Below are 24,336 nucleotides of genomic sequence, written 5' to 3'. Positions count from 1 at the left end.
AATGCGTAAGATTGGCCTAATCTATTGTTTTGACCTCCTTTTCTTCAAAAGGGCGGTTCTTGCAACCGGGTCTTCATAAGGAATCGTAGTGAATCAAAAGCACATTCGTCTCGTCATTTCGGCAACCATCGCATTTGTCATCTTTTTCGCTTTCAGCCAACAGTTCAACTCTACTAGTCAGGGTACGGCGACCTCCGTTGCCTACTCGGAATTCCTGAGCCAGGTAAAGTCGAAGGAAATCCGCGAGGTCGTTATCGAAGGAACCCGCGTGTCCGCTGTCACTAACGACGGCAAGAGGCTGAGCACCAACACGACACTTCTCGATCGTGGTCTGGTCAACGACCTGATCGAAAACGGCATCACGTTCGATGTCAAGAATCCGGAGGCACCGTCCCTCCTGTCGCAGATCTTCATGTCCTGGTTCCCGATGCTGCTACTGATCGGCGTATGGATCTGGTTCATGCGGCGCCAGCAGGGCGGTGGCAAGGGCGGTCTGTTTTCGATGGGCAAGTCAAAAGCCCGTCTGCAGGATGAGCATACGAATACCACGACTTTTGCCGACGTCGCCGGTTGCGAAGAGGCGCGTGAAGAAGTTGACGAAATCGTTGAATTTTTGCGCGAGCCGCGCAAGTTCCAGCAACTTGGCGGCCATGTGCCGAAGGGTATTCTGCTGGTCGGTCCCCCGGGTACGGGCAAGACTTTGCTGGCGCGCGCGATGGCGGGTGAGGCCAAGGTGCCGTTCTTTACGATCGCCGGTTCCGACTTCGTCGAGATGTTCGTCGGTGTGGGTGCGTCGCGTGTGCGTGATCTGTTCGAGACCGCAAAGAAACATGCACCTTGCATCATCTTCATTGACGAAATCGATGCCGTCGGCCGTGCGCGCGGATCTGGCATGGGCGGGGGCAACGACGAGCGCGAGCAGACGCTGAACCAGATGCTGGTGGAAATGGATGGCTTCGAGCCGAACTCCGGCATCATCGTCGTCGCTGCGACCAACCGCGCCGACGTGCTCGACAAGGCGCTGCTGCGCCCGGGACGCTTCGACCGCCAGGTGATGGTTGGCCTGCCGGATATCCGCGGCCGGGAAAAGATCCTGCGCGTGCACATGCGTAAGGTGCCGCTGTCATCGGACGTGCAAGCCGACATACTGGCGCGCGGCACGCCGGGATTCTCCGGTGCCGAGCTGGCCAATCTCGTCAATGAAGCCGCGCTCTTTGCTGCACGTCGCAACAAGAGTGTGCTGGACATGCAAGACTTTGAAGACGCAAAGGACAAGATCATCATGGGTCCGGAGCGCAAGTCGGCCGTGATGCGCGAAGAAGAACGCCGCAATACCGCCTATCATGAGTCCGGGCACGCCGTGGTTGCGAAGCTGCTGCCGAAAGCCGATCCGGTGCATAAGGTCACGATCATGCCGCGCGGCTATGCGCTGGGCCTGACCTGGCAATTGCCCGAGCATGACCGAGTGAACATGTACAAGGACAAGATGCTGGAAGACATTGCCATTCTGTTCGGCGGCCGAATTGCCGAAGAGATTTTCATGAATCAGCAATCGACCGGTGCGTCGAATGACTTCGAGCGCGCGACCAAGCTGGCCCGAGCAATGGTCACCCGCTTCGGTATGTCCGAGACGCTTGGCACAATGGTCTACACTGACGAGCATGATGGCCTCGGCATGAACGCGCGCATGGTCTCTGAAGAGACACAGCAGAAGGTGGATGACGAAATCCGTCGCATCCTTGACGGCCAGTACGCGCTAGCACGTCGTCTTCTGGAAGCGAATCGCGATAAGGTTGACGCGATGGCCAAGGCGCTATTGGAATGGGAAACGCTGGATGCGGACCAGGTGAACGACATCATGGTCGGCAGCCCACCGCGTGCGCCTAAGTACTTGAGCGAGAAAAAGGCATCACGGCCCGATGGTCAGGGCCCGGTGGTTCCGGTCGCAGCGTGACGCCGTAGTAGCATGGAATGAGCCGGCAATGATGAACGAGAGGGCGAGCTGATGGTGGCTCGCCCTTTTTACTTGTCTGTGTTTTGCCCTTTGCGCGTTTGGTGGTTTGAACCACTATGTGTTGAGTTGCCCGCTATGAGGTAGGCGCAAAGATCAATGATTGATGTGCAGAGGTACCGGCGACTGCAGGTTTTTTCGCAATGAAAAAGCATTGCGCAAGCGCAATGCTTTTTCCAGAGGTGCGACTACCTTGTATCTCAGGGTCTATTCAGCCGCGCCTTGTAAATGGCGAAAAGGCCGGGTATCAGTTTGTCCATCACCTTACACAAAAAGGCAGTATCAATCCTATCACTTGACCCGGACAGGACATTCGCGCTGCTGGACATTCGTGATATGCGCGCATACGAGCGATAAACGATGACCGATTCGATCTGGACCGAGCGATCCTTTTACCTGGCCCTGGGACTTCTGGGCGTCGTCGTATTACTGATCGTTATAATCTGGTCGGCGCGGCGCCATCGCTCTCCCAAATTACACATCAGCTGCGCTTTGCCGATCGACGAACTCGCTCCATCGCTTGCCGGCCTTACCCTTGGTACGGCCATTGCAGGGAACTCAGTCGAAGTGTACGAGAATGGTATTTTTTTTGACATTCTTCTGCAGCGAATTCGGCGTGCCGAGCATACAGTGCATTTTGAAACCTTTCTTTGGAAGGATGGAATACTGGGCAGGCGAGTGGCCGATGCCCTGTCAGAGCGCGCTCGTGCTGGCAGACGCGTACGGGTACTGCTAGACGCTACCGGATGCCGGAAGATCGGGAGCGAGACGCGCCGACAGTTGCAAGCAGCAGGATGCCAGGTCGTTTTCTTCCATGATAAAAAATTTCATAATATCGGTGTGCTGAACGACCGTGACCATCGCAAGCTTGTTGTGATTGACGGACGCGAAGCATTTATTGGCGGCCACTGCATTGTCGATAGCTGGTTAGGTGATGCGCAGGATGGCAACCACTTCAGCGATGTCAGCTTGAGATTGCAAGGCCCGATCGTGAACAGCGTGCAGGCCGCGTTCAGCGAAAATTGGGTAGGGCAAACCCGTGAACTATTTGTCGGTGACGATGTGTTTCCGGCGTTGAAACCGGCTGGCGATGTATTGATTCATGCAGCGTTTGTAAAGCCTGAATATTCGGCACCGGCCGTGAAGATCCTTCACCACACTGCAATTTGTCTAGCGCGTAAGCGAATCTGGATTCAGAATCCATATTTCATTCCCGAACCGGAAGCAATCGATGCTTTTGGCGAGGCTGTTTCCCGAGGTGTCGACGTCCGCGTGTTAATGCCGTCCGCCAGCGGATCGGATAACCCGATGGTGCAGCACGCCGGGCACCGAAATTTCGAAAAACTTTTGAAATGCGGCGTCCGTTTGTTCGAGTATCCGCACACGCTACTGCATCAGAAAATCATGACGATTGATGGTGTATGGAGTGCGATCGGATCGAGCAATTTCGATGATCGTTCTTTCGATACGAATGACGAAATCATGCTCGGCATCACCGACGCTGCGACAACGCAGAGGCTCGATGCGGTTTTCGAAAGGTATGCGCCGCTTTCCCGGGAAATCGAGTTGGAGCAATGGCGCAAACGTGGACTATGGCACAAAATGAAAGACAATACTTTTTATATGCTCAATGAAGTTTTATAAGTTTGTCCTTCTCTATGCGGTTATGGACGTCGGCCGTCGCACGTAAAAGCCCTCCATAGCACGAACAGGTCGTGCATTTACGCAGTATCCATTCGCTGCTATCAAGAGGGAAATTCCCATAAATATGGGATGGCGTTAAATTAAAGTAAGGCGTCTAATCGAAAAGTTGCTTACTGCCAATACCAAGGGACGATTATGCAGCCGCTGTCGGTAATCCTTGATGCATGTGGAAATGCGCTCAAGCGTAGCTCAAACGAAAATACTGCGTGGCATGCAGACTATTGCGCCGTAGTGGATCCGGCATCGGTGCTGGAAATGGCGATCATCATCAAAAGTCTGATCGATTATATCGAGTCAAACGACGGTAAGAACATCGTTACCGGGTCGGTTCGTGTGAGGATCGGGAACAAGCTTGAAGCATAAGCAGACGAGCGGGGCCGCGTCAGTAAAGAAACCTCGCGATACCAAGCGTTTCGGGTCTTCTGGTTGTTATCTTCTGGTTGTTATTATCGGAAGCGATATCCTAATGTCTTTCGTTGATCCAGTAGTGTTCGCTCCGAAAGGCGCTCAATCAATTCTATCCTCGATTTGAATAACGCCTGCGGGCCGCAGGGGTGGAAGACAACTGTCGCGTGACCAGGTTTGATATTTAACAAGAAATTGAAGGGCACGCATCGGTGTGAAATGCGCTAAATTCACTATGCAAGGCAGGCGACGAAAACGCATCAACAAATGGCGACGCTGAACGCCGGGAAGCATGACCGGGCTCTGTATCCGTGGTTAATGCTTGAGGAAGTCGGATGCAAGTATGAGTCTGAACCAGCCGTTCTCTCTTGCAGCCGTGGGAACGCGGCGCTATTGTAGGTCGAAAACCAAACTAAAAGGAGATCGCGATGGACAGCATGATGCGTAGGGCAGGAGCAGTTGCGGGTTCGGTGATGTTGCTGATTGGATGTGCGGGCGTAGAGCCGCCACGGCAAAGTGCCGGCGACATGACATTTTTTGTGAGCAGTGCCGGGCCAGGCAAGGGGGCTGACCTGGGCGGACTTGATGGTGCTGACCAGCACTGTCAGTCGCTAGCAAAAACCGCAGGTGCAGGTCAGCGCACATGGCGCGCTTACCTGAGCACTCAGGGGGCAGCGCTGGACGATCCGAAGTTCGTTAATGCGCGCGACCGTATCGGTACTGGTCCCTGGCAGAACGCCAAGGGCGTCGTAATTGCTCGGAACGTCGAGGAGCTGCACTCTGCCAATACCAACTTGACGAAACAGACCGCGTTGGATGAGAAGGGGCAATTAGTTAACGGCCGTACCGAAAAACCTAATAAACATGACATTTTGACCGGCTCTCGGCCGGACGGTACAGCCTTTCCTGGCGCGCCGTTTACCGATATGACCTGCGGCAACTGGACCAAGAGTGGAGCCGATGGTTCAGCGATGACGGGGCATCATGATCGTGCGGGGCCTGCCGATGCTTCGTGGGCCAAATCCTGGAATTCCGCACACCCGACGCGAGGATGTAACGCCGATGCATTGCGTAGCACAGGCGGCGATGGATTGCTCTACTGTTTTGCGGTGAAATAAATTTTTACTACCAGTGACGGTTGAAAGATCCGACGGATGCGTCCTCGTAAAGCCTTATATGCGTGACCGAATGTGACGACGGCGACATGAGGTCGAACTTTATGCCAATCCCAACCCATAACGCGACATGAAATCGCCTCTTTTTTCGCTTGGCTTTGTGTTGCCATCGTCGTCAATAGCGCGACTATTGACTCCTCCTGCGCCTTGCCAGACGAAAAAATCCATCAATTTCATTTGTCAGGTTAGAGGGTGCGATTGGTATTAGACGGAACAAGCCATTCGTCTTTAACAGTGATGCCATCTATTAGAACCGGTGATGGACTGCGATATCACTGATGTTTGGCTGGCGCGTTGAAGGGGCAAGAGGCTTCGAAATATAGAAGCCTTGGATTTCATCACAACGTAGCGCCTTCAGCGATTGGATTTGTTCCAGGGTCTCGACGCCCTCAGCGACGACTCGCATGCCAAGGGAGTGCGCCATCGTTATGATGGCCGAGAAAAAGACCTTTCCTGCCGGTGTTTGCTCAAGCCGTGCAGTAAAGGCTTTATCGACTTTCAATACGTCAAAATCCAGTTCCTGCAACTGCGACAGTGATGAATATCCGGTTCCGAAATCGTCGACCAATAAGGTTACGCCCATTGCCTGGAGTCTACTGAGCATCTCGGAAATTTCCAGGCTGTTGCCCATCATTGTCGATTCGGTCAGCTCTAACTCGATCAGGCTGGCGGGCACCTGATAACGAGCCAATGCCGCGACCAATGTGTCAGCCATATTCACTTCATGAAATTGCTTTGGTGAGATATTGATCGAGATGGGAACCAGTCGCTGGCCGGTGTGGGACCAGAATGCCAACTGAGCACACACTTTATCAATGACCTGTTCGCCAATCTGAATGATCAAACCGGTTTCTTCGGCAAGAGCGATAAAAGAGGCTGGTTCGACAAGGCCCTTTGTCGGATGCGCCCATCGCACTAACGCTTCCATACTGGATACTTCTCCGGATGCCAGGTCAACCCGCGGCTGGTAATGAATGATGAACTGATCATGCACTATCGCGTGCCGAAGTTCACTCTCTATCTCATGCTTGGACTGGACAGCTTCCGATATGTGCGTGTCGAAAAAGCGATAATTCCGCTTGCCGGTAGTTTTAACCCAGTACATGGCCATGTCCGCGTTCTTGAGCAGAGAGTCGGCATCCTGGCCGTCTTCGGGGAAGACGCTGATGCCAATTGAGGTGCCTACGGAGTGAAGGCCCTTCGTGAGACGAAAGGCTTCATGGAAGGACAGAATGATGCGCTCGGCCACATGGGACGCATCGGACTTGTGCGTCATGTTTTCAATCACGACGACAAACTCGTCGCCCCCGATACGGATGACATAGTCATGAGGCCGGATCGCCTCCTTTAACCGGCGCCCGGCATTGCGGAGCAGTTCGTCCCCGGCTTCATGTCCCATCGTGTCGTTGACCGATTTGAAGCCATCCAGGTCAACGAACAGCAAGCCCAGAAGATGCTTCCCGTGTGCTGCAGATTCCAGGGCGCCTGGTAAAAAATTATATAGCCAGTGGCGGTTTGGAAGTCCGGTTAAGGTATCTTCATTCGTGAGGCGCTCCAGTTCTGTAACATGCGTTTTCGTGTCGCTTATATCCCTCAAGGTAACCGCAAGGTCGCCGTCGGGCCGGGCTACCGTTACATATAACCAGGAAAGTCCTGAAGGGTCTCCCGCCCGGACTTTGACTTCGCCAGAAAAATGACGTGTGGACATCGCATGCTTTAATAAATGGAGGGTTCCTTTTGCCGCCTCACCGTGATAAACGCTGCGAATGCTTTTTCCAATCAGCTCCTCTTTCCTATATTTTAGGATTGACGCGCCGCGTTCGTTGCAATCAATGAATTTGAAGTCCGTTGTTTCGCCGGAGGCATCTTCGATCGGGCGCGCTATATAAAATCCTTCCTGTCCTCCCTCTGTTGCGGCACGATAGGTGGCCTGGATGGCATCAAACTGATGTTTTCTCCAAGATAAGCGAGCAAAGGCCAACATGGCCAGGAACGACAGCGCCAGGAAAAGCGCAGTGGCAATACTCGCATACCAAAGGTCGTTGTGATGTCGAATCCAATAGGGGCCAAATATCTCCTGCTGATCGATGCCAGCAAATGTAATCATGTTGTAGCCTTCGATGGTCCGCCACGCCGCATAGCGATCCCGCGCGTCGGAAAACCAAGGTTCGCCAGGCAAAGTGCTGCGGCCGCTTGGGCTGTCTAGCGGAAGTTCATTGGAGATTGGCTGGGTCGCAGCGTCAAAGATCCTTTCTCCTATGCGTGCAATGCGAACTTTTTTGTCCACTCCCAATATTGCGATTAACTTGCTTTTACCGGAAATACCTTCATCAAACTGCGTGATGAAGTATGCCGGCTCCACGCCAACCACAACCACACCGTTGAATGTTCCATCCGCGGTAACGAGTTTTCGACTGAACTGAATCACTGTTTGATTCATGAATGTGCCTGGATGGGGGCCGCCGATGTACAGGTAGTCCGGACCTGGCCGCAGGTGCACCGTGAAGTAGGGTTGACCGCTGGCATTCGCCGCGATCGGATGGATAAGCGTGCTGGAAAGGAGAAAGCCATGCCGATCGATGACGCTTATATGGAAACCGGCACTTGTCGTAGGGTTACCCGGCTTTGTAATGCTTTCGAGTCGGAAGCTCGTTCCTGCGGTCTCCCATCCATGTTTGACGAACAATGTCATTTGGTCGATTGCCTGGACAGAGCGATAAAGTCTTTCTGCGTAAGCATCGGCAAGAGTCTCTGCCTCATGCAAGGCGGTTTCTTCAACCGCGGCGCGTTCGCTGTTCAGACTGTTCATGAATGTGGTCCATCCGATCGCAAGTAGAAGCAGGGCACCGATCGCCCAAGCCGCAACAAATGGAAGGCTATGACGAAAAAATCCAACTTCTCCGGAATTCGCTGAAAAGTGACGATGTGAGATCTTTTCCCAATGCCACTTCATGGACAAGTTTTCCTAATTGATACGGGTTAAATATTGGAAGGGCACAATAATCTCTACATAGAATCCTTGGTTTGCAGGGGCACATTGTGATGTAGATTAGACTATTGTCATCTATGGCCTGACGCTTTGCAGCATGTGGATAGTGGCAATCCGAAAAGAAAAAGCTGTTAAAGAACATGTCGACTATTGGAAAGCGAAATATCCGACTCCTACGCAAGCGTGCATCCTGCAATGGAATTCGTAACACTTGGCAACACGGACGGTCCGTATTATTAAAACGTCTTATGCTTGAGCGAGCACGTATGAACAATAGTTAATCATTTTTTGCGGATATATTCGGATGAAAACGGGGAATGGCTCACTGCTTGCTGCGGTTTCTTTAACAATGCTTGTCACCTTGACCGGCTGCAGCGGCATGTCGCAACGAGATAAGAATACGGCAATGGGTGCCGGCATTGGCGCAGTCGCCGGATCGCTGCTGACCGGGGGCGATGCAATTGGTACCGTAGGAGGCGCCGCAGTCGGCGGCGTCATTGGCAACCAGGTGAGCAAGAAAAAACGATAGGGCATGTGGAGGTTCGTGCCAATAAGAAACGCATATTGCTAAGGCTTGACCGAACCAGGTTAAGCCAACAATAAAAAATGGCCAGCTCTGAACCGCCTATTGAAAAATGTATTTTTGCTTGCATATGTAATCCATCTTATGGATCTTGCTATTGTCGCGAGATCGCTCTACGTGACCATTGAAGAGGGAAATTATGGACTGTCCAGTATGCCAAAACACGAAGCTTGTAATGTCCGAACGTCAAGGTATTGAGATTGATTACTGTCCAAGTTGCCGGGGTGTTTGGCTCGACCGCGGAGAGCTGGACAAGATCATCGACAGGTCTTCTGGCGTAGCAGCGCAGCCAGTCGCTCAACGAAGTGATCCTTATTCAAATCAGCCACGCCAGCCTGAGGGATTCGGACATTCGAATCAGCCTCATGGCTATTCCGAACAGCATCAAAGCCATTACAAGAAAAAGAAAAAAGAAGGGTTTCTTAGTGACATATTCGATTTCTGATAATTGTTCAAATAGCATTATCTAAAACTTCCATACAAGCATAGCTGGTTTCCTGAATACATCTTGGCCCCGAACAGGGGCCAAGATGTATTCCGATTGCAATGCAACACATTGCACGTTTGGAATCCCAAATGACAGAAAAGCCGACGGCGATCTCTGCTGAGCTATGACACCGCTTCGCTTGGCAACACCTGACGACCTGCCGGCTGTCCGTAACCTGCTCAAGGACAGCGGCCTGCCCCACCAGGAGGTTGACGCTGCTGGTCTCAACGCGTTCCTTATTGCTGCTGGCGGCCAGTCAATCCATGGCGCGGTGGGCCTGGAGCAGTATGGAAACAACGGCATATCGGTCGGTGTTCTTATCTGGGTGATGATCATTCCGATGCCATCAAGATTGACTTCGCGGCATTAGCCCAGGTCAGAAGCCAGTGGCGCGGCATTGGTGTGACTGGCATTACCCGGCATCGCGCATTCGGGATGCAGGACATCTTTCATAGAGCTCGTACATTCCCATGCCGACAAGCATGGCGGCAACAAAAACGAACGGCTCGCTGTCGCCACGGCCGAGCGAAACCAATGCCGGCCCTGGACAAATTCCAGCCAGCCCCCAACCTGTTCCGAACACCAAGCCGCCCAGTACGAGGCGGCGGTCGATCTTCGTTGCCGAGGGCAGGAGTATCGTTTCGCCCAGCCAGCTTCTGTCGCGCTTTCCAGCAAGGCGAAAGGCAAAGTAACTCACCAGAATGGCGCCGCTCATTACGAAAGCCATCGAAGGCTCCCATTTGCCGGCGACATTCAGAAAGCCGATGACTTTGGATGGATCCGTCATGCCGGACAGGAGTAAGCCCAAGCCGAAAAGCAGGCCTGCAAGAAAAGCGGTTGCGATGCGCACGATGTAGCCTCAACTAAATAGATGACGGGTGACGTAGACGGTAACGACGCCCGCAAACATGAACGACGCGGTCGCTACTAGCGAACGGTACGAGCCGCGCGATAATCCGCAGACCCCGTGCCCGCTGGTGCAGCCGGAGCCGAAGCGCGTACCGACGCCGACGAGCAGGCCGGCTACGACTAGCGTGGCAGTGTCAGCGCCGATCCACACCTCGGGCAATGGCGCGACCCGCGAGAATGCAAACGGTGCCGCGAGCAGACCGATGATGAATGCGGCGCGCCAAGCGACATCAGCGCCTGCCGGCCTGAGTAGCCCACCCAACACCCCGCTGACGCCAGCGATTCTTCCATTGAGCAGGACAAACATCGCAGTGGAAAGGCCAATGAGTATGCCGCCGCCCAGCGAAGCCCATGGCGTGAAACTGTCCCAGGCGATGGTCATTTTCTGGCTCTCTTTTTATCTTTGCCGTCTTGGCAATACAACTCATACAGAACTTTCATCACCGCCATCGCTTCCTTGCTGGCAACCGTGTAAAAGATCTGCTTGCCTTCACGTCTTGTGTTGACGAATTCCTCATCTCGCAAAACGGTCAACTGCTGCGAGAGCGTCGGTTGTCGAATGCCGGTTAGCGCTTCGAGGTCGCTTACGCAATATTCGCCTTGGCTCATCTGGCATAACAGGAGAAGGCGGTCGGGATTGGCAAGAACCTTTAACAAGCCGCAGGCATCGGACGCGGATTTTCGCAATACTTCCAAATCGATCTGTTCTGCTGACACTGTCATCGCTTTCCCTCCAGGGAATTGGGCTTGCACGAATTCATTATATGATTTTTGAATATATCATTCAATAGATTGAGTATGGCTTGCCGCCGACATGCCGGATGATTCGTTTTCCGGCATCAAAACCGTATGAAAAGGCGTTAAGCTTGGGCCTGGAAAAATACTTGAGTGACAAGCAAAACACCCGATGATCAAGACCGAGCCAGCAAGATTACTCATCCTTGTCTCCTTATGCGTTGCGTTATCAGCTTGCGGATCTCTGCATGCATTGCTGAATACGGACGAGGGCGCCTACTCGGAAGCCATGGCGATCTGGGATAGATATGTCGATTCCGGCGGCGATATTGCAGCTGCAACGACTTGGGAGCGAAAGGTCGAGAAGGGCGTCACGGCGAAAGAAATTGAAGAAGCCTTCGCCAGTGTTGCGGCGGAAGATAATCTCAAGATGGTCGGAGAATCAGCTCTTTCAGCGGAGTTGGAGGCACGGACTGGGCAGCCCCAGAAGTTGTTGAAGGTCTACTCCTACTGCAATCCGGTGACTGCAAGGGCCATGGTGGATTTCAGTCCGCATATGGCGGCGTACCTGCCTTGCCGTATTGCCGTTGTAGAAAAGGAGGACGGCTTATGGCTCTATGCATTAAATATGGACATGCTGATCAAACTCGGACGCCAGCTGCCACCTGAACTCAAAAAATCCGTTCTGCAGATGCGCGACTCCATAAAAAAAATGATAGATAAAGGGGCGCGCGGGGATTTTTAGCTGAGCAACTTTGCGCCTGGATTGATCCTGTGTGGGTACTATTAATGAGGTACGAACCTATGAACATGCATAAAAGAGCATTTATGTAGCCATTCAAAATTCCTGATTTTTAATTCATTTATGCGTATATAATCAGTTTGTAATGTTTTAAATTGCACATTTAATTCGACAAAACAAATTCGATTTGCCGCCAGATGCTCATATCAAGACTGATCAGGATATTGTTGCCGGTGCTGCTGACATGCGTGGCGGTGTATTTTCCAGCGTATGCGGCGAACACCGGGATTGCCCTCGAGACAGTCAAGGTATCGGCCCGTGTGTATTATTTCCGCGGCGAGTCCGGCATGGCGAGCAAGCAAAACCGGGGATTCATGTCCAATGCCGGTTTTGTCGTCACCGATGATGGTGTTGTCGTGTTCGACGCCCTCGCTACCCCGGCACTCGGCGAGGCGATGCTTGCAGCGATAAGAAAGGTCACCTCTCACCCCGTCAGGCGGGTGATCATCAGTCATTATCACGCCGACCATTTTTATGGTCTTCAGGCCTTGAAGACGCAAGGCGCCGAGGTCTGGGCACATGAAAATGGGCGCTCCTCCGTGAGTTCCGACGCTGCGGCGGCGCGCCTGGCCGAGCGGCGTGTCTCCCTGTCTCCATGGGTGAATGGAAAGACAAAGCTCATCCCAGCGGACCGCTGGATCCGTTTTCCCGAAACGAAACAGATCGCATTTGACATGGGCGGCGTGCGTTTTCGCTTGATTGATTCCAACGGTGCGCATACGGCGGAAGACATCATGCTGTATGTTGAAGGCGAGGGAGTGCTGTTCGCCGGTGATTTGTTTTTCACCGGTAGGCTGCCCTTTGTCGGTGAAGCAAACAGCAAGCTGTGGCTGGAAACGCTGGACCGCATGCTGGAGGTGCGGCCGTCGATCGTCATTCCGGGGCACGGAGAAGCGTCAAGGCGACCCCTGGACGACATGAAGCTCACGCGGGATTACCTGATGTTCCTGCGGCAGGAAATGGGCAGTGCGGTTAACGAATTGTTGCCCTTTGAGGAGGCCTACAACAGGGTCGATTGGTCCCGCTTCGGGAGCTACCCGGCTTTTCAGCAAGCCAACCGCATCAATGCGTATGGCACCTATCTGCTAATGGAAAAGGAAAGCCTCGGCAAGGAGTAAAGGTTTTCGAACGATGGAAAAACAAACCGTGAGGACACCATCATGATCAGTCTATTGCGCAGCATTGCCCTGGTGCTTCTGTTGTCGGTCACCGCGCCGACACTGGCCGCCGACCGTGAGCACAAGGTGGTTTACCACATTAATGACAGTACCCATGCGTCGGCCGCGCTCAACAATATCCGCAATCATTTAAATGCCAGTCCAAAGACCAGAATTGTCGTTGTGACCCTTGGCGCGGGTATAGACTTTCTTCTCGAAGGCGCCAAGAACCAGAACGGCAATCCGTATGAGATTCCGGTGCAGGAACTGGCAGCGCGCCAAGTGGAATTCCGGGTATGCAATAACACATTGGAGACGCGCAAGATCGATAAATCGCTCGTGCTACCTGAGGCGACTGTCGTACCGTCCGGAGTCGCCGAAATCGCACGCTTGCAAATCGAAGAAGGCTTTGCATATTTGAAGCCCTAATATTGTCCAACGGACATCATGGCATCGCGGTAGAATCCGGAACTTGCGCGCAACGGGTGACGACAGAGGCAGTGCAGATGGAAGGGCGGTCGATTGATGTCGATCATGTTTTTTATATCAATTAGGTGATTAACGTGGATAACAAGCTTGGACAGGCGCAGATGACCGAATTGTTTGAGGAAGTATCGAACTACTTCTTTCTCCTTTCCGAGCCCACTCGCCTCAAGATCCTGCACTGCCTGTGCAATGGCGAACGGCCAGTGAATGACATTGTTACGGAAATCGAAGCGACCCAGGCGAATGTCTCGCGGCAGCTGAATATGCTATTCCGTGCAAAGATCCTCGCAAGGCGCAAAGAAGGAACGCAGGTCTACTATCGTATCGACGACCAGACGACGCTCGAAATCTGCAAAACCGTGTGCGGCCAGATTTCTTCCAAGATCGTTGCGCGCCATGTATCGGAACAGATGGCTTCTACATTCACGGCAATGACGCCTTCCTGATTGAATGCTGTTTAAAAGCAACATCTTTATCACAATATGCGTAAGTAGTTATATACTTTAGTAACTATTCAATAAAGCAGGAAGGCAAGGAGACCGGATGAAGGATGATGTAAAAAAGCGTGGCCGTATTCTGCGGGCGCCGGAAAACTTCCTTGATGCAAATCTCGCTCTGGAGATTACCGAAAAGGGCTTGAACGAAGAACGCCGAGGCTTTCTCCGTAAGAGTTTTCTGGCCGCCAGCGCCGCCTTGGCTAGCGGCTCGGCGCTCGCACAGGCTGCAGCCAGCGCTGCGACCGATGGCGATGTCAATATTCTCACGCTGCCCGAACATTCCACGACCCTGGGCAAGCCGGTTGCCGCGAACCCCTACGGAGTGCCTTCCCGCTTCGAAACCAATCTGCTGCGCCGCGAATCGCCCGGACTGACGCGCGTCAATGCCGCGTCCGTATCGTTCACGCCATTGCAAGGCCTGTTCGGCATCATCACTCCCAGCGGACTGCATTTCGAGCGGCATCATCAGGGCTGGCACGACATCGATCCTGGCCGCCATCGTTTCATGGTTAATGGCCTCGTCAAAAATCCCAAGGTGTACACAATGGATGATCTGATGCGGCTTCCCTCGGTATCACGCATCCATTTCATCGAATGCGGTGCCAATACTGCAATGGAGTGGGGGAATGTCGCAGTCCCGGCGGTGCAGTATTCCCACGGAATGCTGAGCTGTAGCGAATTTACCGGCGTGCCGCTTTCAGTTTTGCTGGACGACTGCGGATACGATCGAAAGGCGGCCAAGTTCATTCTTGCCGAAGGTGCTGATGGTTCCGGCATGACCCGTACGATAGCGATTGAGCATGCACTCGACGACGTCATCGTCGCCTGGGGCATGAACGGTGAAATGCTGCGGCCGGAAAACGGCTATCCCTTGCGCCTCGTCGTTCCCGGCGTACAGGGGGTCTCGTGGGTGAAATGGCTGCGGCGCATCGAGGTGGGCGACAAACCTTATGCGACAAAGGATGAGGCGATTCACTATATCGACGCGATGCCGAATGGCAGCTATCGTCAATACACTTCTATTCAGGAGTGCAAGTCGGTTATCACCACACCGTCTGCCGGCCAACGCCTGCTAGACAAGGGTTTCTACAACATCACCGGCCTGGCATGGTCTGGACGCGGAAAAATCAAACGCGTCGATGTCTCGGTCGATGGAGGAAAGAATTGGCGCGCCGCGCGATTGGAGACGCCGGTGTTGTCGAAGTGCCTTACACGATTCAACATCGACTGGGTATGGGATGGATCGCCCGTGGTGATGCAGTCTCGCGCAGTCGACGAGAGCGGTTATGTGCAGCCCAAGATTAATGAGTTGCGTGCGGTACGCGGCACGAAATCGATCTATCACAACAATGCCATCCAGTCATGGAAGCTTGATGTATCCGGGGAGGTATCCAATGTTCAGGTGTACTAAGGCGATTGCGGCGCTGTCGCTATCGTTCGCCTGCGCTTCGACGATCGCGCAGGGATATCCGAATATCGGACGAGTCGCAACGGACAAGGAAGTTGCAGCATGGGATATCGACGTGCGTCCCGACTTCAAGGGCTTGCCGAAAGGTTCGGGATCGGTGACAAAAGGCATGGAAGTGTGGGAGTCGAAATGCGCTTCCTGCCATGGCACCTTTGGCGAGTCTAACGAAGTCTTTACGCCGATTGTCGGCGGTACGACAAAAGAGGACGTTAAAGCCGGCAAGGTTGCTGCGCTCACTGATAACAAGCAGCCGCAACGCACCACGCTGATGAAGGTGCCGACTGTCTCCACGCTATGGGACTATATTAATCGCGCGATGCCGTGGACGGCGCCCAAGAGTCTGACCACGGAAGAAGTCTATGCGGTAACCGCTTATATCTTGAACATGGCGGAAGTCCTTCCGGACGACTTTGTGCTTTCAAATGAAAACATGGCGGAAGTACAAAAGCGCATGCCTAACCGGAACGGAATGACGACGAATCACGGCATGTGGGCATTGAAAGGCAAGGCAGACGTGCAAAGCGTCGCTTGCATGAAAGACTGCAAGGGCGAGACAAAAATCCGGTCCGAGCTTCCGGATTCGGCAAGGAATGTGCATGGTGATTTGTCGCAGCAAAACCGGTCATTTGGTCCGGTTCGCGGTGTGGATACCAGCAAACCTCCTTCGACGGAACCGGTTGGTAGTCAGGTCCGCCGCGATGCTGTCGCAAATGCATCGCAGCAGGTGAAAGTCGCAGCACCGGCTGCGAAGGATGGCGCGGCGGTGGCGAAGCAGAACGCATGCATGGCTTGCCATGGGCTGACAAACAAAATCGTCGGCCCCGCCTTCAGCGATATCGCGGCCAAATATAAGGGCGATGCATCAGCAGTATCGCGGCTCACCGAAAGAGTCAAAAATGGCAGTAGCGGAGCATGGGGGCCGGTGCCCATGCCTTCGCAGGCGCACCTCAAGCCTGAAGACATAGGAACCGTTGTGAAATGGATTTTGGCCGGGGCCAAATAGGCAAAGTTCAATGCCGACGCCGCAATGCGTTTGGCGTGATGAGACATTAGTCGAAAAATCAGGGAGATGGGAATTGAAGAAACTTGGAATGATTGTCGCATTGACATTGGCTGCAGTCAGTGCGACTGCGGCGGAGCATCAAGTAAAGATGCTCAACAACGGCAAGGATGGAACGATGGTGTTCGAACCGTCTTTCCTCAAGATAGCAAAGGGTGACACCGTCAAGTTCGTCAAGGGGGATCCGTCCCATAACAGCGCTGCCGTCGTCGTGCCGGCCGGTGCGACAGCATGGAAGGGAAAGATGGATGAGGAATTCTCGGTAAAGCTGGATCAGGAAGGGGTCTACGTGTATGTCTGCGATCCTCACAAGCTTATGGCGATGGCCGGTGTCATTCAAGTTGGAAAGGCGACTAACCTGGACGACGCAAAGAAAGAATCGGACAAGCTTGCCAAGACCTTTGTCATGAACAAGGACCGGCTTGCCAAGGCCCTTGCGCAGGCGCAGTAAAACTAAGCAAAGGTATTGCCCGGCCGCGCGGCCTTGTTAATTTGAAGAATGGAGAAAGCAATGAATCAAAATCGACGTGACGTTCTGCGCATCAGCTCGGTACTTGGCCTGGCGTTGACTGCCGGACTGCTCAAGCCGTCCGATGTATTCGCGGCAGACTGGAAGGCCAACGTTTTCGAAGCAAAAACACTTGAAGACGCAGTCAAGGCGCTAGGCGGCGACAAGTTCGTCGTCAGCAAAGACATCACGGTCAACGGGCCGGATATTGCCGAAAACGGTGCGGTGGTGCCTGTATCGGTCGCCAGCGCGGCGCCTAACACCGAGTTCATCGCCATCCTGGTGGAGAAGAACCCGAATCCCCTGTCGGCCAGCTTCAACATTCCGGCCGGCACCGAGGCTGCCGTCAGCACGCGTGTGAAGATGGGTGGCACGTCCAACGTCCATGCGCTGGTTAAGGCTGATGGCAAGTGGCTCATTGCAAGCAAGGAAATCAAGGTCACGCTCGGCGGTTGCGGCGGTTGATTATCGACAGCGTCGCATTCATATCATTCACGCTTAAGAGGAAATATCATGGGAAATCCAATGCGGATTCGCGCAAACGCCACCGGCGACGTCGTGGAGGTCAAGGCTTTGATCCGTCATGACATGGAAACCGGACAACGAAAGGATTCTTCCGGAAAAGCCATCCCGCCGCACTTCATTCAAACCCTGACTGCCAAATGCAACGACAAGCTTGTACTCGATGCGCAGATGGGCACGTCTATTTCCAAGGATCCCTTCCTTTCGTTCAAGTTCAAGGGCGGCGCGAAAGGCGACAAGGTCACGATCACCTGGACCGACAACAAGGGCGATACACGCACCGACGAAGCAGTCATTGCCTAGTCGATTCGGCAAGGTATATTCCAGACACAATAAGGAAGTGGCTCAAACCACATTCCAATACAATGGAGACGTAATGAGGCATACAAGCCATTATGTTATTGCGACCGCGATAATCGTTGCGGCTGCACCCGCCATCGCGCAGACATCGGTGACCGACGAGATCGCAAAATACCGCCAGTTGCTGGCGGACGGTAATCCCGCCGAATTGTGGGAGATGCGCGGCGAAGAACTGTGGAAAAAGAAGGATGGACCTCAAAAAGCCTCGCTGGAACAGTGCGACCTTGGCAAGGGACCCGGCGTACTCAAGGGAGCCTACGTTGAGCTTCCACGTTATTTCAAGGACGTGAACAAGGTGATGGACCTTGAGCAAAGATTGCTTCATTGCCGAATGACCTTGCAGGGTCTGACGCGCGAGCAGGGGACCAAGACGCCGTTCGCATCGGCCGGCAACCCATCCGATATCGAAGCGCTCGTGTCTTACATCACTGCGGAATCCAAGGGCATGAAGATGGCGGTCACCGCGAGCCATCCTCAGGAAAAAACCGCTTATGAAATCGGCAAGAAGATATTCTTCCATCGCGGCGGGGCCCATGATTTCGCCTGCGCGACCTGCCATTCGACCGACGGTCAGCGGATTCGTCTTCAGGAGTTGCCCAACATCCTGACCAAGTCGAATGCCCAAGCCGCATATACGACATGGCCGGCGTACCGGGTTTCGCAGGGTGAGGTGCGAACCATGCAACATCGTTTGAACGACTGCTTCCGCCAGCAACGCTTTCCGGAACCCCTTTACGGCTCCGACGCGATTACTGCGGTGACGATGTTTCTAGCCAAAAACGCCGAGGGCGGCGTGTACAACGCACCCGCGTTGAAGCGATAAGGGGAACGGTATGAAAAGAATCGTAATTGCCGTCGTCATGGCTGGTGCTGTTGCGGGTTGCGCGACGATGGCCGGCGACACCGACTATGGCAAGGCCGCTCTCGACATGATCAAGTCGGACTTCAAATCGAAAGGACCGGCAACGGTCGAAGGCGTACTCAAGCAGGACGAGGCGCAACGCTTGTGCAGCGAGTATCCAACTGAGCGGCCGAAGGAAGTGGCAGAAAAGATCGAAGCGGAGCAGCTAAAACTGGTGAAATATCCAGATGGAGCGAAGTATCTCGGCAAGTGGCAGGAAGGGGAAAAGATCGCGCAGAACGGGCGTGGCATGCAATCTTCCGATCCGATCGGCGGCACCAATGGAGGCAACTGTTATGCCTGCCATCAAATGACCAAGGAAGAAATCTCCTTCGGCAATATCGGCCCCTCGCTTTATCACTACGGAAAGCTGCGCGGCCAGAGCGAGGAAATTCTCAAGTACACCTGGGCAAAGATCTATAACTCGCAAGCGTTTACTGCCTGCTCCAATATGCCGCGTTTCGGCCACAAGGGAATTCTGAATGAAAAGCAGATTCAGGACGTCATGGCCTTGTTGCTGGATCCGCAATCACCTGTCAATAAATAGGCAGCCTTGATCAAGGACGGCGGCACGTGCAAGACGTAACACTACTGCATGCGTCGTCGCCGGCCTGAGTGAAATAAAGGAAGAAAAATGGGTTTGAACCGTCGCGAGTTCATGCAAATAATGGGTATCGCCGCAGCGGGCGGCATGGCGCTCAACACGAAGGCTGCGCTGGCAGCACCTTCCACCGGCAAGCTTTACGACCTGCCGCGTTTTGGCAATGTGCATTTTCTGCACTTCACCGATTGCCATGCCCAGTTGCTTCCCATCTATTTCCGTGAACCGAATGTCAACCTCGGTATCGGCGACGCCTATGGACGCATGCCGCATCTCGTCGGTGAACATCTGCTCAAGCAGACAGGTGTCAAACCCAATAGCGCACAAGCCCACGCGTTCTCTTATCTGAATTTCGAACAGGCGGCGCAAACCTACGGCAAGGTCGGCGGCTTCGCTCATCTCGCCTCTCTGGTCAAGCAGATGAAGGCATCGCGGCCGGGCGCACTGCTGCTGGATGGCGGCGATACCTGGCAGGGGTCGGCCACCGCTCTCTGGACAAATGGCCAGGACATGGTCGATGCCTGTCTGAAGCTTGGCGTCGATGTCATGACAGCGCATTGGGAAATGACGCTTGGCGACAAACGCGTGATGGAAATCGTCGAAAAAGATTTCAAGGGCAAAGTCGATTTCGTTGCACAGAACATCAAGACGGCCGACTTTGGCGACCAGGTTTTCAGTCCCTATGTGATGAAGGAAATGAATGGGGTACAGGTCGCCATCATCGGCCAGGCATTTCCATACACGCCTATCGCTAATCCGCGATACATGATTCCGGACTGGAGCTTCGGCATTCAGGATGAGAACATGCAAAAGATGGTCGATGAAGCGCGTGCGAAAGGCGCCAAGGTCGTCGTCGTACTTTCTCATAATGGAATGGATGTCGATCTCAAGATGGCCTCCCGCGTGCGCGGGATCGATGCCATCATGGGTGGCCATACGCACGACGGCATGCCGGCGCCTGTCATCGTCAGCAATGCCGGCGGCAAGACGCTGGTCACCAATGCCGGCAGCAACAGCAAATTCCTCGGGGTGCTCGACTTCGATGTCCGCGGTGGGAAAGTGCAGGATTTTCAGTATCGCCTAATGCCTGTGTTTTCCAATTTCCTGCCGGCCGACAAGGAAATGGATGCGCTCATCAAGAAGATCCGCGCACCATTCGAGTCCAAGCTTAACGAGCAGCTTGCCGTGACCGAAGGAACGCTCTACCGGCGCGGAAATTTCAACGGCACGTTTGATCAACTGATCGTCGATGCGCTGATGGACGTCAAGCAGGCGGAGATTGCATTTTCCCCCGGCTTCCGCTGGGGTACCTCCCTGCTGCCGGACAGTCCTATCTTGATGGATCACCTGATGGACCAGACCGCCACTACTTATTCCTATACCACGGTGTCCGAGTTGAGCGGCGATACCATCAAGACCATCATGGAAGACGTGGCCGACAATCTCTTCAATCCCGATCCGTACTACCAGCAGGGCGGCGACATGGTGCGTGTCGGCGGCATGACGTATGCAATCGAGCCAAAAGCAAAAATGGGAGCGCGCATTCAAGACATGCGTCTGAACGGCAAACCGATTGAAGCGAATAAGACTTACAAGGTCGCCGGCTGGGCGCCGGTTGCCGAAGGCGCAAAAGGGGAACCGGTGTGGGATGTCGTGGCGCAATGGCTGCGCACCACGAAAACGGTAAAACCGCGCAAGGTGAACGCACCGCGTCTCATAGGGATGGAAGGAAATCCCGGAATCGCGATATAAGACCGGCATGCATCCTGTTCAATCAGCATGGTGCGCTATCCTGTTTGGCTTCGCCTGTTTTGCAGCAGCGATCAATAGTTCGTTCGCTGCGGACCATCATTTTTCCATTCCGTTGGCCACCGACTTGCGTCAGGACGTCGTACAGGCGCAGCATGAAGGCAAACCAGTCATTGTTTTTTTTACGATGCCGGATTGCAGTTATTGTCATGTCATCCGACAAAACTATCTTGCGCCGCTGCTGAAGGCGGCCGACCGGAACGCTCGCCCGATCATTCGCGAAGTCGACTTGACCAGTCTTCAAAGTCTGCTTCGGCTGGATGGTGAACGCATGACCCATAAGGCGCTCTCCACTTCCTACCACATACGATTTGCGCCGACAGTCATCTTCCTTGGGGCGCAGGGCCAGCAATTGGCCGAGCCGCTTGTCGGTGGAGATACGGCCGGCATGTATGGCGCATATTTCGACCAGCGGCTGTCGACTGCATCACAAAAGATGGCTGCGCAAATACGCACACAAGTAAAGGAGCAGTAATGAAGCATTTTTATAAGAAGCTGTTTGCGACCATGTTCATCGCCGGCATAGAAGCGCAGGCATTGGCGGCGGATGCGAGCTATACAGTCAAGCTGATGACGCCCGAGATTGCGCTCAAGGCGGCTCAGGCCGGACTGCAGGCTTGTCGAGATGCCGGCTATCAGATTGCAGTTGCGATCGTCGACCGGACCGGCCAGACGCAAGTCGTCTTGCGTGACCGCTTTGCCGGCATGCACACGCCGGATGCAGCAGTCAACAAAGCATGGACTGCGGTCAGCTTCAAGCTCAACACCAGTCAGTTTTCCGAAGCGACTCAAGGAGGCAAGCCCGCGAGCGGAATTCGTCACATTCCGCGCGTGCTGGCACTGGGCGGCGGCATGCTGATCGAGGCCGGGGGAACCAATTACGGCGCCATCGGCATTTCCGGCGCACCTTCAGGCGAAGCGGATGACAGATGCGCGGCAGCCGGCATCGCAGCAGTGAAGGAAGACCTCGAGATGTGAAACTTTGTTCATTGTTCGTCTCGTGCATACAACAAATCGTATAGTGCGGCACATTGTCTTTCTCATGGGCAACTGTCGCTGGTATAACTAAGAAACCAAAACTGGTCGCTCGTCAAATACCAGTCATTTTTCATTTATACGATTCGAATCCGCTGGACATCTGCATGAAACTAAAGACAAAACTTGTATTGAGCATGGGGCTATGCTTTTCCCTGTTTATCCTCGCATTGGCCGTAGCCCTCATCAGTACCCTCAACACCAAGTCCCGTTTCGAGACCTTTCTCGACAAGGACCAGGCCATCCTGCAGGCCGCCACCACCATGTATGCTCAAGGTCTTCAGATGGGACAGGCTCTGCGCAATATCGTCATGGATCCGGCGAACAAGACTGCATACAAGAATCTGGATGACGCGAGCAAGGAGTTCAAACAGGCCCATGAACTGGCGCTTTCGCTCGCCGAGTCCGAGCCCGCGGTGCAAGCCATGCTGAAGGAGGTAGGCGCCATTCGCGAACGGCAAAAACCGATTCAGGAAACGATCGTTGCGCTGGCAGCCTCCGACCAGGCTGCTGCGATCGCCATGATCAGCAAGGACGAGACGCCGGTATGGCGTCAGATGCGCACGCGGCTCATCGATTTTGCAAAGGCCAAGAATGCGGCCGTCGCAGAAACGAAATCCAGCATGGTCGCATTCACCGAAAGAATGGTTTCAATCAGTGTGATCCTCACGCTGTTCGCCGTTCTTCTCGGGGCAGGCATGATGACATGGCTGATACGTAACGTGATGAAGCAGCTCGGTGGAGAACCGGACTATGCGGTCAGGATTGCAAGCGACATCTCGACTGGTGATTTTTCGACGGCAGTATCGATCCGGGACGATGACCGCTCCAGTGTCTTGTTTGCGATGAGCGCGATGCGGCAAAAGCTGAGCCAGACCCTTGCCGATATAAAGCGGTCCGCCGAAACCATCGACGTCGGCTCGCGTGAAATCGCAACGGGCAACGCAGATTTGTCGGCGCGCACCGAGGCACAGGCGGCCAGCCTGGAAGAAACCGCCAGCTCCATGGAAGAAATGACCGGCACCGTACAGCAAAATGCCGAGAATGCGCGACAGGCAAATCAATTGGCCGAAAACGCATCCAGTGTCGCCGAGAAGGGCGGGCAGGTCGTGACCCAGGTCATTGACACCATGGGCTCGATTAAGGAAAGCTCCCGGAAAGTTGTTGATATCATTTCCGTTATCGATGGCATTGCCTTCCAGACTAACATCCTGGCGTTGAATGCCGCCGTGGAGGCTGCGCGTGCCGGCGAGCAGGGACGCGGTTTTGCCGTTGTCGCTGCGGAGGTGCGCGCACTGGCACACCGGTCCGCCGGCGCAGCCAAGGAAATCAAGACGTTGATCGGCGATTCGGTTGATCGTATCGAAAATGGCAGCGTCCTTGTCAGCCAAGCGGGGCAAACCATGGAAGAGATAGTGATTTCTGTCAGGCAGCTTACCCACATCATTAATGAGATCGCCGCCGCCAGCGATGAACAAAGTGCCGGTATCGCGCAGATCAACCAGGCAATTTCGCAAATGGACAACGCGACCCAGCAAAACGCCGCACTGGTGGAGCAAGCCGCCGCCGCCGCACAGAGCATGCAGGATCAGGCGGCCATTCTGAATCGGGCGGTTGCGCTATTCAAGCTTGCATCCAGTGCCGCTACGATGGACAGCCTGCACTCGGGCGGCGGAAGCAACAGCGCCAGGCCGATTGCATATAAAGCAAATAGGCATCTGCGTCTTAATTAGGACACGGACAGGCTCATCGTAACGATGACATCTGCGATGTCATGTATTGCAGCATCTTGCTGGGCGCAAATGAAAGTTTGCGCCCAGCGGGTGTCATGAATTGAGGCTCGGGATTCTCCAGAATTGATTGTCGAAGCGAAATGGTAAACAGTTCGCCTGCGCTTGACGCCTTGCGGTCCCCTCCAGGAAACGCGACAGACCGCTTCGCTACCCTCACACCGATAGGCAATATTTGGTCTAAATGCGTGGCACGTCAATATGAATGAAAAACGCAGAACGACAACTTGAACTCTCTGCGCATGCCTCCATCTCATTCAAGTCTCCTCCACCTCCGCGGAGGATTGGATTTGGCCCGTGCATCGAAAGATATGCGGGCTTTTTTTTGTCGGAACCTTTATC

The 24,336-nt window shown here is 54.0% G+C and carries 26 protein-coding genes; 22 read left to right on the top strand and 4 right to left on the bottom strand.

What is annotated here, in order from left to right; translation table 11 throughout:
• The first annotated feature begins 88 nt into the window (after nt 1-88).
• The 4 genes from ftsH to D3871_RS24175 all read left to right on the top strand — a co-directional run bounded on the left by ftsH (nt 89) and on the right by D3871_RS24175 (nt 5,238).
• Nucleotides 89-1,954 (top strand): ATP-dependent zinc metalloprotease FtsH, encoded by a 1,866-nt coding sequence (gene ftsH / locus D3871_RS24190; protein ID WP_119771688.1) that lies wholly within the window; start codon nt 89-91, stop codon nt 1,952-1,954.
• Between the two features lie 417 nt (nt 1,955-2,371).
• Nucleotides 2,372-3,655, top strand: a complete 1,284-nt coding sequence (locus tag D3871_RS24185; protein WP_119771687.1) for a phospholipase D-like domain-containing protein — start codon at nt 2,372-2,374, stop codon at nt 3,653-3,655.
• A 195-nt stretch (nt 3,656-3,850) separates the two neighbouring features.
• Nucleotides 3,851-4,078 carry a hypothetical protein gene (locus tag D3871_RS24180; RefSeq protein WP_119771686.1) on the top strand — a complete coding sequence of 76 codons (228 nt, stop codon included), beginning with the start codon at nt 3,851-3,853 and terminating at the stop codon, nt 4,076-4,078.
• 470 nt (nt 4,079-4,548) lie between these two features.
• A complete protein-coding gene (locus D3871_RS24175) occupies nt 4,549-5,238 on the top strand; it encodes a hypothetical protein (RefSeq protein ID WP_119771685.1) in 690 nt (229 codons plus the stop codon).
• A 304-nt stretch (nt 5,239-5,542) separates the two neighbouring features.
• Here the strand turns inward: D3871_RS24175 and D3871_RS24170 are convergent, their stop codons facing one another.
• Nucleotides 5,543-8,248 carry a bifunctional diguanylate cyclase/phosphodiesterase gene (locus D3871_RS24170; protein WP_119771684.1) on the bottom strand — a complete coding sequence of 902 codons (2,706 nt, stop codon included), beginning with the start codon at nt 8,246-8,248 and terminating at the stop codon, nt 5,543-5,545.
• 340 nt (nt 8,249-8,588) lie between these two features.
• On the opposite strand from D3871_RS24170, the gene D3871_RS24165 reads away from it, so the two are divergent.
• From D3871_RS24165 to D3871_RS31070, 3 genes are all read left to right on the top strand, one after another.
• A complete protein-coding gene (locus tag D3871_RS24165) occupies nt 8,589-8,813 on the top strand; it encodes a glycine zipper 2TM domain-containing protein (RefSeq protein ID WP_119771683.1) in 225 nt (74 codons plus the stop codon).
• Nucleotides 8,814-9,006: 193 nt separating this feature from the next.
• On the top strand, nt 9,007-9,312 hold the full coding sequence (locus D3871_RS24160; RefSeq protein ID WP_119771682.1) for a TFIIB-type zinc ribbon-containing protein: 306 nt from the start codon (nt 9,007-9,009) through the stop codon (nt 9,310-9,312).
• A gap of 166 nt (nt 9,313-9,478) precedes the next feature.
• Complete coding sequence (locus D3871_RS31070) at nt 9,479-9,724, top strand: hypothetical protein (RefSeq protein WP_233575799.1); 246 nt, start codon at nt 9,479-9,481, stop codon at nt 9,722-9,724.
• A gap of 42 nt (nt 9,725-9,766) precedes the next feature.
• On the opposite strand, the gene D3871_RS24150 is transcribed toward D3871_RS31070, so the two are convergent.
• The 3 genes from D3871_RS24150 to D3871_RS24140 are packed head-to-tail and all read right to left on the bottom strand — an operon-like array spanning nt 9,767 to nt 10,986.
• Entirely contained in the window at nt 9,767-10,204 is a 438-nt protein-coding gene (locus D3871_RS24150) for a YeeE/YedE family protein (protein WP_119771681.1), read from the bottom strand.
• Between the two features lie 9 nt (nt 10,205-10,213).
• Nucleotides 10,214-10,645, bottom strand: coding sequence for a YeeE/YedE family protein (locus D3871_RS24145; RefSeq protein ID WP_119771680.1), 432 nt, complete (start codon nt 10,643-10,645; stop codon nt 10,214-10,216).
• On the bottom strand, nt 10,642-10,986 hold the full coding sequence (locus tag D3871_RS24140) for an ArsR/SmtB family transcription factor (protein ID WP_119771679.1): 345 nt from the start codon (nt 10,984-10,986) through the stop codon (nt 10,642-10,644). Before D3871_RS24140 ends, D3871_RS24145 begins: the two co-directional genes overlap by 4 nt.
• Nucleotides 10,987-11,170: 184 nt before the next feature.
• On the opposite strand from D3871_RS24140, the gene D3871_RS24135 reads away from it, so the two are divergent.
• From D3871_RS24135 to D3871_RS31430, 15 genes are all read left to right on the top strand, one after another.
• Nucleotides 11,171-11,743: a DUF302 domain-containing protein gene (locus D3871_RS24135; RefSeq protein ID WP_119771678.1), complete on the top strand. Its 573-nt coding sequence runs from the start codon at nt 11,171-11,173 to the stop codon at nt 11,741-11,743.
• 230 nt (nt 11,744-11,973) lie between these two features.
• Complete coding sequence (locus D3871_RS24130) at nt 11,974-12,918, top strand: MBL fold metallo-hydrolase (protein ID WP_233575887.1); 945 nt, start codon at nt 11,974-11,976, stop codon at nt 12,916-12,918.
• Nucleotides 12,919-12,960: 42 nt separating this feature from the next.
• The gene (locus D3871_RS24125) at nt 12,961-13,386 is read left to right on the top strand and encodes a DsrE family protein (protein ID WP_119771676.1); all 426 of its coding nucleotides are present in this window, start codon (nt 12,961-12,963) and stop codon (nt 13,384-13,386) included.
• Nucleotides 13,387-13,520: 134 nt separating this feature from the next.
• Nucleotides 13,521-13,889: an ArsR/SmtB family transcription factor gene (locus tag D3871_RS24120; protein WP_233575798.1), complete on the top strand. Its 369-nt coding sequence runs from the start codon at nt 13,521-13,523 to the stop codon at nt 13,887-13,889.
• Between the two features lie 97 nt (nt 13,890-13,986).
• Entirely contained in the window at nt 13,987-15,351 is a 1,365-nt protein-coding gene (gene soxC, locus D3871_RS24115) for a sulfite dehydrogenase (protein ID WP_119771675.1), read from the top strand.
• The gene (locus D3871_RS24110) at nt 15,335-16,411 is read left to right on the top strand and encodes a c-type cytochrome (RefSeq protein WP_119771674.1); all 1,077 of its coding nucleotides are present in this window, start codon (nt 15,335-15,337) and stop codon (nt 16,409-16,411) included. Before soxC ends, D3871_RS24110 begins: the two co-directional genes overlap by 17 nt.
• 73 nt (nt 16,412-16,484) lie before the next feature.
• On the top strand, nt 16,485-16,919 hold the full coding sequence (locus tag D3871_RS24105; protein ID WP_233575797.1) for a pseudoazurin: 435 nt from the start codon (nt 16,485-16,487) through the stop codon (nt 16,917-16,919).
• Nucleotides 16,920-16,979: 60 nt separating this feature from the next.
• Nucleotides 16,980-17,441, top strand: a complete 462-nt coding sequence (gene soxY / locus D3871_RS24100; protein WP_119771672.1) for a thiosulfate oxidation carrier protein SoxY — start codon at nt 16,980-16,982, stop codon at nt 17,439-17,441.
• 48 nt (nt 17,442-17,489) lie between these two features.
• Complete coding sequence (soxZ, locus tag D3871_RS24095) at nt 17,490-17,801, top strand: thiosulfate oxidation carrier complex protein SoxZ (RefSeq protein ID WP_119771671.1); 312 nt, start codon at nt 17,490-17,492, stop codon at nt 17,799-17,801.
• 73 nt (nt 17,802-17,874) lie between these two features.
• Nucleotides 17,875-18,681 (top strand): sulfur oxidation c-type cytochrome SoxA, encoded by an 807-nt coding sequence (gene soxA, locus D3871_RS24090; RefSeq protein ID WP_119771670.1) that lies wholly within the window; start codon nt 17,875-17,877, stop codon nt 18,679-18,681.
• Nucleotides 18,682-18,748: 67 nt separating this feature from the next.
• Nucleotides 18,749-19,306: a sulfur oxidation c-type cytochrome SoxX gene (soxX, locus tag D3871_RS24085; protein ID WP_420799691.1), complete on the top strand. Its 558-nt coding sequence runs from the start codon at nt 18,749-18,751 to the stop codon at nt 19,304-19,306.
• Between the two features lie 87 nt (nt 19,307-19,393).
• The gene (gene soxB / locus D3871_RS24080) at nt 19,394-21,112 is read left to right on the top strand and encodes a thiosulfohydrolase SoxB (RefSeq protein WP_119771668.1); all 1,719 of its coding nucleotides are present in this window, start codon (nt 19,394-19,396) and stop codon (nt 21,110-21,112) included.
• Nucleotides 21,113-21,119: 7 nt separating this feature from the next.
• Nucleotides 21,120-21,644 (top strand): thioredoxin family protein, encoded by a 525-nt coding sequence (locus tag D3871_RS24075; protein ID WP_119771667.1) that lies wholly within the window; start codon nt 21,120-21,122, stop codon nt 21,642-21,644.
• Nucleotides 21,644-22,147 (top strand): GlcG/HbpS family heme-binding protein, encoded by a 504-nt coding sequence (locus tag D3871_RS24070; protein WP_119771666.1) that lies wholly within the window; start codon nt 21,644-21,646, stop codon nt 22,145-22,147. The genes D3871_RS24075 and D3871_RS24070 overlap by 1 nt, the downstream gene beginning before the upstream one ends.
• A 164-nt stretch (nt 22,148-22,311) precedes the next feature.
• A complete protein-coding gene (locus D3871_RS31430; protein ID WP_119771665.1) occupies nt 22,312-23,937 on the top strand; it encodes a methyl-accepting chemotaxis protein in 1,626 nt (541 codons plus the stop codon).
• The last annotated feature ends 399 nt before the right edge of the window (nt 23,938-24,336 follow it).

The sequence above is a fragment of the Noviherbaspirillum saxi genome (assembly GCF_003591035.1).
Lineage (GTDB): Bacteria > Pseudomonadota > Gammaproteobacteria > Burkholderiales > Burkholderiaceae_D > Noviherbaspirillum > Noviherbaspirillum saxi.
Note: the sequence above shows the minus strand (reverse complement) of the source record. Positions and strands in the feature narration are given on the sequence as shown.

Coding starts and splice junctions, on each gene's coding strand:
- D3871_RS24165 (WP_119771683.1), top strand. CDS start 8,589: ATGAAAACGGGGAATGGCTCACTGCTTGCTGCGGTTTCTTTAACAATG.
- D3871_RS24140 (WP_119771679.1), bottom strand. CDS start 10,986: ATGACAGTGTCAGCAGAACAGATCGATTTGGAAGTATTGCGAAAATCC.
- D3871_RS24175 (WP_119771685.1), top strand. CDS start 4,549: ATGGACAGCATGATGCGTAGGGCAGGAGCAGTTGCGGGTTCGGTGATG.
- soxY (WP_119771672.1), top strand. CDS start 16,980: ATGAATCAAAATCGACGTGACGTTCTGCGCATCAGCTCGGTACTTGGC.
- D3871_RS24170 (WP_119771684.1), bottom strand. CDS start 8,248: ATGAAGTGGCATTGGGAAAAGATCTCACATCGTCACTTTTCAGCGAAT.
- D3871_RS31430 (WP_119771665.1), top strand. CDS start 22,312: ATGAAACTAAAGACAAAACTTGTATTGAGCATGGGGCTATGCTTTTCC.
- soxX (WP_420799691.1), top strand. CDS start 18,749: ATGGCCGGCGACACCGACTATGGCAAGGCCGCTCTCGACATGATCAAG.
- soxA (WP_119771670.1), top strand. CDS start 17,875: ATGAGGCATACAAGCCATTATGTTATTGCGACCGCGATAATCGTTGCG.
- D3871_RS24135 (WP_119771678.1), top strand. CDS start 11,171: ATGATCAAGACCGAGCCAGCAAGATTACTCATCCTTGTCTCCTTATGC.
- D3871_RS24110 (WP_119771674.1), top strand. CDS start 15,335: ATGTTCAGGTGTACTAAGGCGATTGCGGCGCTGTCGCTATCGTTCGCC.
- D3871_RS24125 (WP_119771676.1), top strand. CDS start 12,961: ATGATCAGTCTATTGCGCAGCATTGCCCTGGTGCTTCTGTTGTCGGTC.
- D3871_RS24145 (WP_119771680.1), bottom strand. CDS start 10,645: ATGACCATCGCCTGGGACAGTTTCACGCCATGGGCTTCGCTGGGCGGC.
- D3871_RS24160 (WP_119771682.1), top strand. CDS start 9,007: ATGGACTGTCCAGTATGCCAAAACACGAAGCTTGTAATGTCCGAACGT.
- D3871_RS24185 (WP_119771687.1), top strand. CDS start 2,372: ATGACCGATTCGATCTGGACCGAGCGATCCTTTTACCTGGCCCTGGGA.
- D3871_RS31070 (WP_233575799.1), top strand. CDS start 9,479: ATGACACCGCTTCGCTTGGCAACACCTGACGACCTGCCGGCTGTCCGT.
- D3871_RS24075 (WP_119771667.1), top strand. CDS start 21,120: ATGCATCCTGTTCAATCAGCATGGTGCGCTATCCTGTTTGGCTTCGCC.
- soxC (WP_119771675.1), top strand. CDS start 13,987: ATGAAGGATGATGTAAAAAAGCGTGGCCGTATTCTGCGGGCGCCGGAA.
- D3871_RS24070 (WP_119771666.1), top strand. CDS start 21,644: ATGAAGCATTTTTATAAGAAGCTGTTTGCGACCATGTTCATCGCCGGC.
- soxZ (WP_119771671.1), top strand. CDS start 17,490: ATGGGAAATCCAATGCGGATTCGCGCAAACGCCACCGGCGACGTCGTG.
- soxB (WP_119771668.1), top strand. CDS start 19,394: ATGGGTTTGAACCGTCGCGAGTTCATGCAAATAATGGGTATCGCCGCA.
- D3871_RS24180 (WP_119771686.1), top strand. CDS start 3,851: ATGCAGCCGCTGTCGGTAATCCTTGATGCATGTGGAAATGCGCTCAAG.